Genomic DNA, 13717 nt, shown 5'->3' with positions numbered 1-13717 from the left:
TTAACCGTCGTTGCGCTGTTGGTCCAGCTTGGCCTTCAGCAGCGCGCCGAGGTTGGTGGTGCCGGACGAAGCGCTGGCGTCGGACATGCGCTGGATCGTTTCGGCGGTCTCAGCGTTGTCGCGGGCCTTGATCGACAGTTGGATCGAACGCGTCTTGCGGTCGATGTTGACGATCATGGCTTCGATGTTTTCGCCAGCGTTCAGAACGGTGGTGGCATCTTCAACGCGGCCCGAGGAGATCTCGGAAGCGCGCAGGTAGCCTTCAACGTCCACGGACAGCGTAACAACAGCGCCCTTGGCTTCGACGGACTTGATGGTGCCCGGAACAACCGCGCCCTTGTCAAACGTGGCGACGAAGTTGTTGAAGGGGTCGCCTTCCAGCTGCTTGATGCCCAGCGAGATGCGTTCCTTGTCGGTATCGATGCCCAGAACCACGGCTTCGATCTCGTCGCCCTTCTTGAAGTTGCGCACGGCTTCTTCGCCCGTTTCCGTCCACGACAGGTCGGACAGGTGAACCAGGCCGTCGATGCCGCCAGGCAGACCCACGAACACGCCGAAGTCGGTGATCGACTTGATGGCGCCGCGGACCTTGTCGCCGCGCTTGAAGTTCGTAGCGAACTCTTCCCACGGGTTTTGACGGCACTGCTTCATGCCCAGCGAGATACGACGACGGTCTTCGTCGATTTCCAGGACCATGACTTCGACTTCTTCGCCCAGGGTAACAACCTTGCGCGGGTCGACGTTCTTGTTAGTCCAGTCCATTTCGGAGACGTGAACCAGGCCTTCGATGCCGGCTTCGACTTCGACGAAGGCGCCGTAGTCGGTCAGGTTCGTGACCTTACCGAACAGGCGGGTACCTTGCGGGTAGCGGCGAGCCAGGCCCACCCACGGATCTTCGCCCAGCTGCTTGACGCCCAGCGAGACGCGGCTCTTTTCCTGGTCGAACTTGAGGACCTTGGCTTCGACTTCTTGACCCACTTGCAGGACTTCGGACGGGTGACGCACACGACGCCATGCCATGTCGGTGATGTGGAGCAGGCCATCGATGCCGCCCAGGTCAACGAACGCGCCGTAGTCGGTGATGTTCTTGACCACGCCCTTGACCACAGCACCTTCGTGCAGGGTTTCGAGCAGCTTTTGACGCTCTTCGCCCATGCTGGCTTCCAGCACTTGGCGACGCGACAGCACAACGTTGTTGCGCTTGCGGTCGAGCTTGATGACCTTGAATTCGAGGGTCTTGCCTTCGTACGGGGTGGTGTCCTTGACCGGACGCAGATCCACCAGCGAACCCGGCAGGAACGCGCGGATGCCGTTGGTCATGACGGTCAGGCCGCCCTTCACCTTGCCGGTGATGGTGCCGGTAACCAGTTCGCCGTTTTCCAGGGCCTTTTCCAGCTGCAGCCAGGCCGACAGGCGCTTGGCGCGGTCACGCGACAGGATGGTGTCGCCGTAGCCGTTTTCCAGGGAATCGATGGCCACCGAGACGAAATCGCCGGGTTGCACTTCGAGCTCGCCCTGGTCGTTCAGGAACTCTTCCAGGGGGATCAGCGCTTCGGACTTCAGGCCGGCGTTGACGACGACGAAATTATGGTCGACGCGCACGACTTCGGCGCTGATGACCTCGCCGGACTTCATGTCCTGGCTCTTGAGGCTTTGTGCGAAAAGGTCGGCGAAACTTTCGCCGCCGGTGGCGGTAGTGGAAACGGAAGACATGGGGTTGAAATCCATTGGGCCGAAATGGCCGTTAAGAACACACCGCAGCGGATTGCCCGCCACAGTGGAGTCAAAATACCTGTTTGCCGGTTCGCCCCTGCGGGGTGGCCCGTGGGGGGTTGCGCCTGGCTAGAACAGGGCCTAATAAAATTTTCTGGCTGTCTGCGCTATCGCCTTTCGGCTACTGCCTTTCAGCTATCGCCTTTCAGCTACTGCTTTTCAGCCATAGCGGTTGGACTATTTTTGCGCTTGTTGCCAGAAATCCAGTATTGCCTGCACTGTTTCTGCAATCGTCAAATTGGACGAATCCAGCACATGTGCGTCTGCTGCGGGAGCAAGCGGCGCCGTGGCGCGCTGGGTGTCGCGGGCATCTCGCTCGCGCATATCTCGCAGAAGGTCGTCTAGATTAGCAGAAATTCCCTTTTCGATCAACTGCTTACGCCGCCTCTCCGCCCGGGCGACCACGTCGGCAACCAGGAACACCTTCAGGGACGCATCGGGAAAGACCACCGTGCCCATATCGCGGCCATCCGCCACCAGCCCGGGAGGCAGGCGGAAAGCGCGTTGACGTTCGAGCAGCGCTTGGCGCACACCCGGAAAAGCCGCCACCCGGGAGGCGAAATTACCCACTTCCTCGCGGCGGATGTCGTGGCCGACGTCGGCGCCTTCCAGGTAGACGTGGGGACCGTCAAAGCGCACATCCAGCGTCTCGGCCACGCGGGCCACACCCGGCTCGTCGTCCGCGGCCACGCCCTGCTTGATGGCGGCCAGTGCCGTCAGGCGGTACAACGCGCCGCTGTCCAGCACGTCCCAGCCCAGCGCCTTGGCGACGCGATGCGCCACGGTGCCCTTGCCTGACGCGGTGGGCCCGTCAATCGTGATGACCGCAGCCACGGGAGAATCAATCGAAGAAGTCAAAGTCATGTAGGTTTTTCGCTAGGCCGATACCAGGCTCGCGTAGACATCAAAGTAACCCGGGAACGTCTTGCTAACGCAGCCAGGGTCCAGAATTCTGACCGCCGCCGGGCCGAAGGCCGCCAGCGAAAAGCACATCGCCATGCGGTGGTCGTCCCAGGTGCCAATGTGCGCATCGCGCCAGGCGTCCTGCGCCGGGGGAATGACGCGCAGCCAATCCGGCCCCGATTCCACCTGCGCGCCCAGCTTTTCAAGCTCGGTCTGCATGGCGTGGATGCGGTCGGTTTMCTTCACGCGCCAGCTGCCGATGTTGCGCAGGCGGCACGGGCCGTCGGCATACAGGGCCAGCGCGGCGGCCGTCATGGCAGCATCGGGGATCAGATTGAAATCGGTATCAAAGGCCTTCAGCCGCGCGCCGTCGGCCACGCGCACGCCCGACACTTCGATCCAGTCGGGGCCATACGTGACCGTGGCGCCCATCTGCGCCAGCGTGTCGGCAAACGCAACGTCGCCCTGGATGCTGTCCGCGCCCACGCCCGTCACGCGCAACGGGCCGCCGCCAATGGCGCCCAGCGCCAGAAAGTAGGAGGCCGTCGACGCATCGCCTTCCACCGCGATCTGACCCGGGCTGCGATAACCCGCGCCGCCTTCAATCACGAAACGGCTCCATCCATCACGCTGCACCTGCACGCCAAAGCGCGCCATCAGATTCAGCGTGATTTCGATGTAGGGCTTGGAGATCAGCTCGCCCACCACTTCGATCGTGACGGGCTTGCCGCTGCGGCCCGCCTGCAAGGGCGCGGCCAGCAACAATGCCGTCAGGAACTGGCTGGACACGGAACCCTGCACGCGCGTGACAGCGTCCTCGGCGATGTCGCCGCGGCCGATGTGCAGCGGCGGATAGCCCGGCTGGCCCAAGTAATCAATGCGGGCGCCCAGTGCATTCAAGGCATCCGCCAGATCACCAATGGGGCGTTCATGCATGCGCGGCACGCCCGACAAGCGGTAGTCGCCACCCATCAAGGCTAGCGCGGCCGTCAGCGGACGAATCGCGGTGCCGGCATTACCCATGAAGAGGTCCGCGCTTTCCACGGGAAAACGCCGCACGCCCTCGACGGTGACGCGGCCGGCATCCAGGTCAGACACCTGCACGCCCAATTGGCGCAAGGCGCCCAGCATGACGCGGGTATCGTCAGAATCCAGCAGGCCGGTGATGACCGTCGTGCCCTCGGCAATGGCCGACAGCAGCAGCACGCGGTTGGAAATGCTTTTGGAACCGGGCAAGGCCATCACGCCCTGCGCTTGCCGCACGCGCGGCAGCTCCAGATAAGCCATAGCGTTCATGTCAGCTACTCCTTGCGCCAATGACGGCGCGCCTGGGCTGCCGTGTCCAGCAGGGCCAGCAAAGCGGCGTCATCGCCATCGGCAATGGCGCGTTCAGCGCGATCCAGCACGGCGCGCACATCGGCAAGCTCGGCCAGCATCGCGTCGCGATTAGACAGAAAAATGTCGCGCCACATCTCCGGCGACCCCGCCGCGATGCGCGTGAAATCACGAAAGCCGCTGCCGGCCAGCGCCAGCCGGGTCGGGGCATCAGCGGCGGTCGCCACCTGCTCCATGTACACCGACGACAACAAGTGCGGCAGATGGCTGACCGAGGCCAGCACGCGGTCGTGCGCATCGGCATCCATGTCGATCACACTGGCGCCGCAGGCTTGCCACGCGCGGCGCACCAGGTCGATGGAAGCGGCGGTGTTCTCGGCAAGCGGCGTCAGAATGACGGTGCGCTGGCTATATAGATCAGCATCGGCGGCATCCGGCCCCGTACGCTCGGCGCCCGCAATGGGGTGGCCCGGCACGAAACGCCCGATGTGTTCGCCCAGCGCGTCGCGCGCGGCTTCGACAACCTCGGCCTTGGTGCTGCCTGCATCGGTCAATACCGTGCCTGCGCCCAAGTGCGGCAGCATCCGCGCCAGCACGTTCTTCAAGCCGCCAACCGGCGTGGACAGCAGCACCAGGTCCGCCCGAGCGGCTGCGTCTTCCGCGCTGACCGCTTCATCAATCAGCCCCAGCTCAACGGCGCGCGCAAGCGATGACGCATTGCGCCCCACGCCTAACACGCGGCCAACCTGGCCTGCCCGGCGCAACGCCGCAGCAAATGAACCGCCGATCAGGCCCACACCCACCACGGCCAATACAGGAATCAGGGGGCCAGCGGCCCCCTGATTCGTAGAAGGTAACGCGTCGTTCATGCGGACAAAATGGCGGTCAGGGCATCAATGAAGCGGGCGTTTTCTTCCGGCAAGCCGATCGACACACGCAGCCATTCCGGCAGGCCATCGCCCGCCACCGGGCGCACGATCACGCCACGCTTGAGCAATTCCAGATTGATGCGGGGCGCGTCGCCCACATGCACCAGCACGAAGTTGCCGTAGCTGGGCACGTAGCGCAGCTTCAGCTGGTCGAACGCCGCGCAAAGCTGCGCCTTGCCCGATTTGTTCGAGGCATAGGCCTCTTCCAGATAGGCCGCATCGCCCAACGCAGCAATCGCCGCGGCCTGCGCCAGCGTGTTGACGTTGAACGGCTGACGCACACGATTCAGCAGGTCGGTCAGCGGAGGCTGCGCCACCGAGAAGCCCACCCGCAAGCCCGCCAGACCATAGGCCTTGGAGAACGTGCGCGAGATGATCAGGTTCGGGAACCGGCGCGCCAGCGCGGTGCTGTCGAAGCGGTGTTCCGGGTCCAGGTATTCGTTATAGGCCTCGTCCAGCACCACCGTAACGCGGTCGCCATGGGCAGCTTGCACGCGTTCCAGGAAGGACGCGACCTTGTCGCCCGGCACGAAGGTGCCCGTCGGGTTGTTGGGGTTGGCGATGAACAGCAGGCGCGTGTCGTCGGCAATGGCGTCAAACATTGCATCCAGATCATGGCCATAGTCTTGCGCCGGCACCACGATGTGGCGCGCGCCGCGCGCTTGCGTGGCCAGGCGGTAGACGGCGAACGAATGCTGCGCATACACCGCCGACGAACCCGGCTCCAGCAGCGCCAGCGCCGCGATTTCCAGAATGTCGTTGGACCCGTTGCCCAGCGTGATCCAGTTCATCGGCACGCCATAACGCTCGGCCAGCGCCGCCTTCAGGTCAAAGCCATTGGGATCGGGATAGCGGGCCAGCGACTCGGCGGCGGCCAACATGGCGGCACGCGCCGACTTCGGCATGCCCAGCGGGTTTTCGTTCGACGCCAGCTTGACGATGCCCGCCGGGTCCAGCCCGAACTCACGGGCCAGTTCTTCAATGGGCTTGCCCGCCTGATAAGGCGCGATGGCGCTGACGTGCGCGGGAGCAACGAGGGGCTTGGATGCGGTGGTCATGGTGTGGAGGCTCACGGCGCCGGGTAGGAACCCAGCACTTTCAGATAGGCAACCTGCGCCTGCAGGGTAGCAAGGGCGCGCTCGACGTTCGGATCATTACGATGACCCAGGACATCAACGTAAAAGTAGTATTCCCACTGGCCGGTGCGCGCCGGGCGCGACTCAAAGCGCGTCATCGACACGCCGTTTGCCGCCAGCGGCGCCAGCATTTCGTAGACCGCGCCCGCACGGTTCGGCACCGCCAGGATCAGGCTGGTCTTGTCCTTGCCACTGACCAGCGGCTGGATATTGCCGATGGCCAAAAAGCGCGTGCGGTTGTGCGGATCGTCCTGGATGCCGGCCGCGACGACCTGCAAATTCCAGGCAGGCGCCGCCACTTCGCCGGCGATTGCCGCGATGGTGGGATCGCCCGCGGCGGCGCGGGCCGCTTCGGAATTGCTGGACGCAGCAACGCGGTCCACATCGGGATAGTTGCGCGTCAGCCAGCCCTGGCACTGCGCCAGCGCTTGCGGATGCGCGGAGATGGTTTTGATGCCGTCCATGCTGCCCGACTGCGACATCAGGCAATGGCGGATCACCAGCGAGCGCTCGCCCAGAATCGTCAGCGGTGTGTTCAGCAGCAAGTCCAGGCTGCGGTTGACGGCGCCTTCGGTGGAATTTTCCACCGGCACCATGCCCACATCGGCCTGGCCGCCTTCGACGGCACGAAAGACTTCATCAAACGACGCACACGGCAGCTTTTGCACGGCGTGGCCGAAATGCTCCAACGCGGCTTGCTCGGAAAACGAGCCTTGCGGACCCAGATACGCCACGGTCATGCCGCGCTCCAGGCCACGGCAAGCCGAGATGATCTCGGTCCATACCGACGCCACGCCCGCATTCGGGAACGGGCCGGGGTTGATCTGCTGCAAGCGGCGGATGACTTCGGCTTCGCGCTCGGGGCGCAGCACCGGGCCGTCCGCTTGCGCGGCATGCTTGGCCTCGCCCACTTCCAGCGCGGCGCGTGCGCGCTGCGAGAGCAGGTCGAGGATCTGCGCGTCCAACGCATCAATGCGTTCACGCAAGGGACGCAGCTTGCGCTGCAGATCTTCATCCATAGCGGCGCTCGAATTCCTTCAGGTACTCGACCAGCGCCGACACCCCGGCAAGGGGAACGGCGTTGTAGATGGAGGCACGCATGCCGCCCACGCTCTTGTGGCCCTTCAGTTGCGTCAAACCCGCCGCATCGGCGCCTTGCAGGAAGGCGTCATTCAGCGATTCATCGCGCAACACGAACGGCACGTTCATGCGCGAACGCACGGGAGCGTGAATGGGATTGCGATAGAAATTGGTGCTGTCCAGATAGCCGTACAGCAGGTCGGCCTTGGCCTTGTTGGCGGCTTCCATGCCCGCCACGCCGCCATTGGCCTTGACCCACTTGAACACCAGGCCCGCGACGTAGATCGCGAAGGTCGGCGGCGTGTTGTAGCGCGAATGATCCGCGGCCACATTGGCGTAATCGAAGGCGGACGGGCAGATCGGCAAGGCGTGGCCGATCAGGTCGCGGCGGGCGATGACCATGGTCACGCCAGCCGGGCCCGCGTTCTTCTGCGCGCCGGCATACATCATGCCGCAGCGCGTCACGTCCATCGGACGCGACAGGAAATGCGAAGACGCATCGACGACCAACGGCACGTCGGGTGCGCCCAGCGCGGCGGTGTCGGGCCAGTCCATGAACTCGACGCCGCCGATGGTTTCATTGCTGCACAGGTGCAGGTAGGCCGATTCCTTGCGCACATTCCAGGTATCGACCGGCGGCACCCAAGTCAGCGGCGCCTGCTCGCGGCCATCCAGCTGGATGGCTTGCTCGCTGCTTGCCGCGACATGGGTGCTGCCATAGCGCCCGGCTTCCTTGTACGACCGCTTGGACCAATGGCCCGTCACGACGAAGTCGGCAGCCGGCGTGCTGCGGCGTCCCATGAGATTCATGGGAACGATGGCGTTCTCCCCGGAACCTCCGCCTTGCATGAACATGACCGCGTAATCCGCGGGCAAGCCCAGCAGCTCGCGCAGGTCGGATTCGGCTTCGTCGCAGATCTGCACGAAGTGCTTGCCGCGATGAGACATTTCCATCACCGACATGCCACTGCCATGCCAATCCAGCATCTCAGCTGCTGCTTGCTGCAATACCACCTCGGGCAAGGCCGAGGGGCCTGCCGAGAAGTTCCAGGGGCGGGCCATTATTGCTCCGTAGGTTCCGTCGAATCCGTCGAGTCTGCTGCACCGTTGCTGTCGTCGCCGCCGTCAGCCTGGACGTCTTCGTCCAGTTCGCCGTCGTCGTCAGCATCGCTTTCCACGACACGGCGCACACCGGACAGCGTGCTGCCGTCATCCACGTTGATCAGCGTGACGCCTTGCGTGGCGCGGCCCATTTCGCGGATTTCCGCGACACGGGTACGCACCAGCACGCCGCCAGTGGTGATCAGCATGATTTCGTCGGTCGGGTTGACGAGCACCGCGCCCACCACCTTGCCGTTACGCGAGCTGGTCTGGATGGCGATCATGCCCTTCGTGCCACGGCCGTGGCGCGTGTATTCGCCAATCGGGGTGCGCTTGCCGTAGCCGTTTTCGGTGGCGGTCAGCACGGTCTGCGTTTCGTCGCCGGCAACCAGCAGCGCGATGACGGTCTGCGTTTCTTCCAGCATCATGCCGCGCACGCCGCGGGCATTGCGGCCCATCGGACGCACGTCGTTTTCGTCGAAGCGCACGGCCTTGCCGGAGTCCGAGAACAGCATGACGTCATGCTTGCCGTCGGTGAGGTCGGCGCCGATCAGGTAGTCGCCATCGTCAAGGTCAACGGCGATGATGCCGGCCTTGCGCGGGTTGGAGAAGTCGGACAGCGGGGTCTTCTTGACCGTGCCGCGCGACGTCGCCATGAAGACGTAGTGATCTTCGCTGAATTCCTTGACCGGCAACACCACCGTGACCTTCTCGCCGTCAGCCAGCGGGAACATGTTGACGATGGGCTTGCCGCGCGAGTTGCGCGTGCCTTGGGGCACTTCCCAGACCTTCAGCCAGTACACGCGGCCGCGGTTCGAGAAGCACAGCAGGTAATCGTGCGTATTGGCGATGAACAGCTGGTCGATCCAGTCGTTTTCCTTCATCGCCGTGGCTTGCTTGCCGCGTCCGCCGCGCTTTTGCGAGCGGTACTCGGACAGCGGCTGGCTCTTGATGTAGCCGCCATGCGACAAGGTCACGACCATGTCGGTCGGCGTGATCAGATCTTCGGTGTCGAGCTCGGTCGCGTTCATCTCGATTTCCGAGCGGCGCGTGTCCTTCGTGCCGGTCGAGAATTCGGCCTTGATGGCTTGCAGCTCGTCGCTGATGATCGTCGTGATGCGCTCGGGGCGCGCCAGGATGTCGAGCAAGTCGGCGATGGTGGACATGATGTCCTTGTATTCGCCAACGATCTTGTCCTGCTCAAGCCCGGTCAGGCGTTGCAGGCGCATGTTCAGGATTTCCTGAGCCTGCGTGTCGCTCAGACGGTACAGGCCGTCGCCTTGAAGACCGAACTCAACGCCCAGATCGTCGGGGCGGAATGCTGCGCGGCCGCCCGGGGTGTCGCCGTCGGCGCGCGACAGCATGTCGCGAACCAGGGACGAATCCCACGACTTCGCCATCAATTCCTGGCGGGCGACGGGAGGCGTCGGCGCGGCCTTGATGATCGCGATGAAATCGTCGATGTTGGCCAGTGCAACGGCCAAGCCTTCCAGCACATGGCCGCGTTCGCGAGCCTTGCGCAGCTGGAACACCGTGCGGCGCGTGACCACTTCGCGGCGATGCTGCAGGAAGTAGTCGATCATCTGCTTCAGGTTGAGCAGGCGGGGCTGGCCGTCGACCAGCGCCACCAGGTTCATCCCGAAGGTGTCTTGCAGCTGCGTGTTCTTGTACAGGTTGTTCAGAACAACCTCGGGAACCTCGCCGCGCTTGAGCTCGATGACCAGGCGCATGCCGTCCTTGTCGGACTCGTCACGAATATCGGAGATGCCTTCGATCTTCTTGTCGTTGACGAGTTCGGCAATGCGTTCCTGCAGCGTCTTCTTGTTGACCTGGTAGGGAATCGCGTCGATGACGATGGCTTGGCGGTTGCCCTTTTCCATGTCTTCGAAGTGGGTCTTGGCGCGCATGATGACGCGGCCGCGGCCGGTGCGATAGCCTTCGCGCACGCCGGACATGCCATAGATGATGCCGCCCGTGGGGAAGTCCGGCGCCGGGATGAGCTCGATCAGCTCGTCAACCGTGCAGGCCGGATTGCGCAGGCAGTACAGGCAGCCGTCGACCACTTCCTGAAGGTTGTGGGGCGGAATGTTGGTGGCCATGCCCACCGCGATACCCGAGCTGCCGTTGACCAGCAGGTTGGGCAGCCGCGACGGCAACAGCAGCGGTTCTTGTTCGCTGCCGTCGTAGTTGGGGCCGAAGTCCACCGTCTCCTGGTCGATATCGGCCAGCAGCTCGTGCGCAATCTTGGCCAGACGGATTTCGGTGTAACGCATCGCCGCGGCGTTATCGCCGTCGATCGAGCCGAAGTTACCCTGACCGTCAACCAACATGTAGCGCATTGAGAAATCTTGCGCCATGCGGACGATGGTGTCATAGACGGACTGGTCGCCGTGGGGGTGGTACTTACCGATGACGTCCCCGACGATACGCGCCGACTTCTTGTAGGCGCGATTCCAATCGTTGTTCAGCTCATGCATCGCGTAGAGCACGCGCCGGTGGACGGGTTTGAGCCCGTCCCGCACATCCGGTAGCGCCCGCCCAACGATCACGCTCATCGCGTAATCGAGGTAACTGCGGCGCATCTCTTCTTCCAGCGAAACCGGAAGCGTCTCCTTGGCAAAGGAATCCATATATATAACGACAGAATCGTGTAAGGAGGAACCCGGGCCGGGTAAACAGGAAATTCTATCATTCGATTCCATTCCAGGCCGGCAGGGTCGTGGCAAGCTGCCTGGAAGGCGCTTGCCGCGGTCGCCGATCAGGCCAACGACCCGCCCGCCCGACCGCGCCCGGCGGCCCTGTTGTCAAAAACCAACAGGGAAAACCGATGGAGTGCCGAAAACGTCGTATCCAGCGTTAATGCGCCTCTCCAGGGAAGCCAAAGGCCCCCAAATGCCTTAAGATTGTTTCCAGCACGCAGGAAACCCAGTAGCTATTCCTTTGAACCAGCTCTTGGCGTTGCTATACTGGCCCCGTTTTCCTGATATGCGGCGGGGGTTCGCTGCGAGTCACTTATCCAGCTTCAAGCTCAACGAGGAGAAACATGAACAAACCCTCCAAATTCGCTCTGGCGCTCGCCTTCGCCGCCGTCACGGCCTCTGGTGTAGCTTCCGCGCAAACCGTGGACAACTGGCGCAACCCGTTCGGTAACGTTTGGAAAAACGGTACGAACGAACTGTGCTGGCGCGATGCTTTCTGGACCCCTGCCACCGGTATCCCCGGTTGCGACGGTGTCCCGGTTGCACAACAGAAGGCGAAGCCGGCCCCGATGGCGGCAAAGGTCGTGTTCAATGCTGACACGTTCTTCGACTTCGACAAGTCGACCCTGAAGCCCGAAGGCCGTCAATTGCTGGACCAAGTCGCCCAGCAAGCTCGCGGTATCGAGCTGGAAACCATCATTGCTGTTGGCCACACCGACTCGATCGGCACGGAAGCCTACAACCAGAAGTTGTCCGAGCGCCGCGCCGCTTCGGTCAAGACCTACCTGGTCAGCAAGGGCATCGACCCGAACCGTATCTACACGGAAGGCAAGGGTGAGCTGAACCCGATCGCTTCCAACAAGACGAAAGAGGGCCGTGCCCAAAACCGTCGCGTTGAAATCGAAATCGTGGGTAGCCGCAAGTAATTGCCGGACTAGCTACAATAAGGGGCCTCGCATAGCGAGGCCCTTTTTTTCGTCCGTCATGCACCAATGCGGTGCCATGGCGCGTAGCCGCCCCGCCCTCGCGCGGACGGGCCCCTCTATATATATAGCGTCGCCTTTCGCTGGACCTTCCCATGACCACGCAAATTCACGACTCCGATCGCCCTGCCGTCAACGCCGATCAGGCAGAACTCGACAAGTTCAGCGCCCTGGCCAGCCGCTGGTGGGACCCCGAGAGCGAGTTCAAGCCCCTGCATGCGATCAATCCGCTGCGCCTGGAATGGATTCAGGAATGCGCGGGCAGCCTCGCCGGCAAAAAGGTGCTGGATGTGGGCTGCGGTGGCGGCATCCTGTCCGAGGCGATGGCGCGCGGCGGCGCAGACGTGACCGGCATCGATCTGGCCGACAAATCCCTGAAAGTGGCGCGCCTGCATGGCCTGGAATCGGGCGTGAAGGTCGAATACCGCAAGGTGCCCGTCGAAGAACTGGCTACGGAGCAGCCCGGCCAGTATGACGTGGTCACGTGCATGGAAATGCTGGAACACGTGCCCGACCCGGCCTCGATCGTGCGCGCGTGCTCAACGCTGGTGAAACCGGGCGGCTGGGTGTTCTTTTCGACACTGAACCGCAACGCCAAGTCGTTTTTGTTCGCCATCGTGGGCGCCGAATACGTGCTGCGCTTGCTGCCGCGCGGCACGCATAGCTACGACCAGTTCATCAAACCCAGCGAACTGTCCGCTGCGGCCCGCGCCGCCAGCCTGGAGCCCATCAGCATGCGCGGCATGGAATACAACCCCATTACCCAGATCTACACCTTGTCGTCCGACACGTCGGTTAACTACCTGATGGCTACCCGCAAATGAGCGCCCTGATTCTGTTCGACTTCGACGGCACCCTGGCCGACACCGCCCCCGACCTGGCCGCCGCCGCCAACCAGCAGCGCACGCGCCGCGGCCTGGAACCCATGGCCTACGAAGCGCTGCGCCCCGTGGCCTCGCAAGGCGCGCGCGGTCTGCTGCGCGTGGCGCTGGATTTGAAACCCGGCGACCCGGATTACGAGCCGACGCGCCTGCAGTTCCTGGAAGACTACGCCGCGAATTCGACCGTACACAGCAAACTGTTCCCGGGTATCGAATCGCTGCTGGCAGACATCCGCCGCCGCGGCCTGTCGTGGGGCATCGTCACCAATAAGGTCACGTACCTGACCTTGCCGATCGTTGAATTCCTGGACCTGACGCGCGACAGCGCCGTGCTGGTCTGCGGCGACACCACCGCCCACGCCAAGCCGCACCCGCTGCCGCTGCAGCACGCTGCGCGTGAAGCCGGTTTCGCCACCGACCGCTGCGTCTATGTGGGCGACGATCTGCGCGACATCCAGGCCGCGCACGCAGCAGGTATGCCGGCCGTTGCGGCCGCCTACGGTTACGTGGGTGAAGACGACAACATCACGGCGTGGGAAGCGGAGACCTGCGCCTACACGCCCGAAGAACTCTGGGCCGCCATCGAGCCGCTGTTGCCTGCCGACGTGCGCTGATCGCCCAAAGCCGGGGGGGCCTTGTCTGGCCCCGCCCGCTTTCTGACACCGGTTCGCGCATATTGGTTGCCCTGCGCGAACAATCTATCCGGACTCGGCCCCTTTATCCGGATTCCGAACTCCCCTAAAGTGTGAACCATGCATGGCATTCGGGCGCTTACCGATTGCCATTCCGGCTGACGCCGGTGTTGCGCAAGCCCGCTTTCGCAACGACATCCCTCCCCGCCGACGGCTTACTCCCGACGTGCACCGTGCTCTGGCCATACCGCGCCGCGCACCTTTG

The 13717-nt window shown here is 63.5% G+C and carries 11 protein-coding genes; 3 read left to right on the top strand and 8 right to left on the bottom strand.

The window, feature by feature from the left end; all coding sequences use genetic code 11:
- The 8 genes from rpsA to gyrA all read right to left on the bottom strand — a co-directional run bounded on the left by rpsA (position 1) and on the right by gyrA (position 10887).
- Entirely contained in the window at positions 1-1713 is a 1713-nt protein-coding gene (rpsA, locus tag AC1DB0_RS06090) for a 30S ribosomal protein S1 (protein WP_006393619.1), read from the bottom strand.
- 237 nt (positions 1714-1950) lie between these two features.
- Positions 1951-2637, bottom strand: coding sequence for a (d)CMP kinase (gene cmk, locus AC1DB0_RS06085; protein ID WP_054423736.1), 687 nt, complete (start codon positions 2635-2637; stop codon positions 1951-1953).
- A gap of 12 nt (positions 2638-2649) precedes the next feature.
- On the bottom strand, positions 2650-3972 hold the full coding sequence (gene aroA / locus AC1DB0_RS06080; protein WP_476758622.1) for a 3-phosphoshikimate 1-carboxyvinyltransferase: 1323 nt from the start codon (positions 3970-3972) through the stop codon (positions 2650-2652).
- A gap of 5 nt (positions 3973-3977) precedes the next feature.
- Positions 3978-4880, bottom strand: a complete 903-nt coding sequence (locus AC1DB0_RS06075; protein ID WP_476757652.1) for a prephenate dehydrogenase — start codon at positions 4878-4880, stop codon at positions 3978-3980.
- Positions 4877-5998: a histidinol-phosphate transaminase gene (hisC, locus tag AC1DB0_RS06070; RefSeq protein WP_175169668.1), complete on the bottom strand. Its 1122-nt coding sequence runs from the start codon at positions 5996-5998 to the stop codon at positions 4877-4879. Before hisC ends, AC1DB0_RS06075 begins: the two co-directional genes overlap by 4 nt.
- Before the next feature lie 11 nt (positions 5999-6009).
- Positions 6010-7095, bottom strand: a complete 1086-nt coding sequence (gene pheA / locus AC1DB0_RS06065) for a prephenate dehydratase (protein ID WP_054423743.1) — start codon at positions 7093-7095, stop codon at positions 6010-6012.
- A complete protein-coding gene (serC, locus tag AC1DB0_RS06060) occupies positions 7088-8218 on the bottom strand; it encodes a 3-phosphoserine/phosphohydroxythreonine transaminase (RefSeq protein WP_167390130.1) in 1131 nt (376 codons plus the stop codon). The genes pheA and serC overlap by 8 nt, the downstream gene beginning before the upstream one ends.
- Positions 8218-10887, bottom strand: a complete 2670-nt coding sequence (gyrA, locus tag AC1DB0_RS06055; protein WP_054423747.1) for a DNA gyrase subunit A — start codon at positions 10885-10887, stop codon at positions 8218-8220. The genes serC and gyrA overlap by 1 nt, the downstream gene beginning before the upstream one ends.
- 413 nt (positions 10888-11300) lie before the next feature.
- Between gyrA and ompA the strand changes: the two genes are divergently transcribed.
- The 3 genes from ompA (at position 11301) to AC1DB0_RS06040 (ending at position 13434) form a co-directional block, all read left to right on the top strand.
- A complete protein-coding gene (ompA, locus tag AC1DB0_RS06050; protein ID WP_006218200.1) occupies positions 11301-11882 on the top strand; it encodes an outer membrane protein OmpA in 582 nt (193 codons plus the stop codon).
- Between the two features lie 152 nt (positions 11883-12034).
- A complete protein-coding gene (ubiG, locus tag AC1DB0_RS06045) occupies positions 12035-12763 on the top strand; it encodes a bifunctional 2-polyprenyl-6-hydroxyphenol methylase/3-demethylubiquinol 3-O-methyltransferase UbiG (RefSeq protein WP_054423749.1) in 729 nt (242 codons plus the stop codon).
- Positions 12760-13434 (top strand): HAD-IA family hydrolase, encoded by a 675-nt coding sequence (locus tag AC1DB0_RS06040; RefSeq protein ID WP_054423750.1) that lies wholly within the window; start codon positions 12760-12762, stop codon positions 13432-13434. The genes ubiG and AC1DB0_RS06040 overlap by 4 nt, the downstream gene beginning before the upstream one ends.
- Positions 13435-13717 lie beyond the last annotated feature (283 nt).

This window comes from Achromobacter sp. 10T422 (assembly GCF_056394065.1).
Note: the sequence above shows the minus strand (reverse complement) of the source record. Positions and strands in the feature narration are given on the sequence as shown.

Bases quoted from the DNA above. Each gene is read 5' to 3' on its own strand.
- serC (WP_167390130.1), bottom strand. From the start codon at position 8,218: ATGGCCCGCCCCTGGAACTTCTCGGCAGGCCCCTCGGCCTTGCCCGAG.
- AC1DB0_RS06075 (WP_476757652.1), bottom strand. From the start codon at position 4,880: ATGAACGACGCGTTACCTTCTACGAATCAGGGGGCCGCTGGCCCCCTG.
- gyrA (WP_054423747.1), bottom strand. From the start codon at position 10,887: ATGGATTCCTTTGCCAAGGAGACGCTTCCGGTTTCGCTGGAAGAAGAG.
- ompA (WP_006218200.1), top strand. From the start codon at position 11,301: ATGAACAAACCCTCCAAATTCGCTCTGGCGCTCGCCTTCGCCGCCGTC.
- cmk (WP_054423736.1), bottom strand. From the start codon at position 2,637: ATGACTTTGACTTCTTCGATTGATTCTCCCGTGGCTGCGGTCATCACG.
- hisC (WP_175169668.1), bottom strand. From the start codon at position 5,998: ATGACCACCGCATCCAAGCCCCTCGTTGCTCCCGCGCACGTCAGCGCC.
- AC1DB0_RS06040 (WP_054423750.1), top strand. From the start codon at position 12,760: ATGAGCGCCCTGATTCTGTTCGACTTCGACGGCACCCTGGCCGACACC.
- pheA (WP_054423743.1), bottom strand. From the start codon at position 7,095: ATGGATGAAGATCTGCAGCGCAAGCTGCGTCCCTTGCGTGAACGCATT.
- ubiG (WP_054423749.1), top strand. From the start codon at position 12,035: ATGACCACGCAAATTCACGACTCCGATCGCCCTGCCGTCAACGCCGAT.
- rpsA (WP_006393619.1), bottom strand. From the start codon at position 1,713: ATGTCTTCCGTTTCCACTACCGCCACCGGCGGCGAAAGTTTCGCCGAC.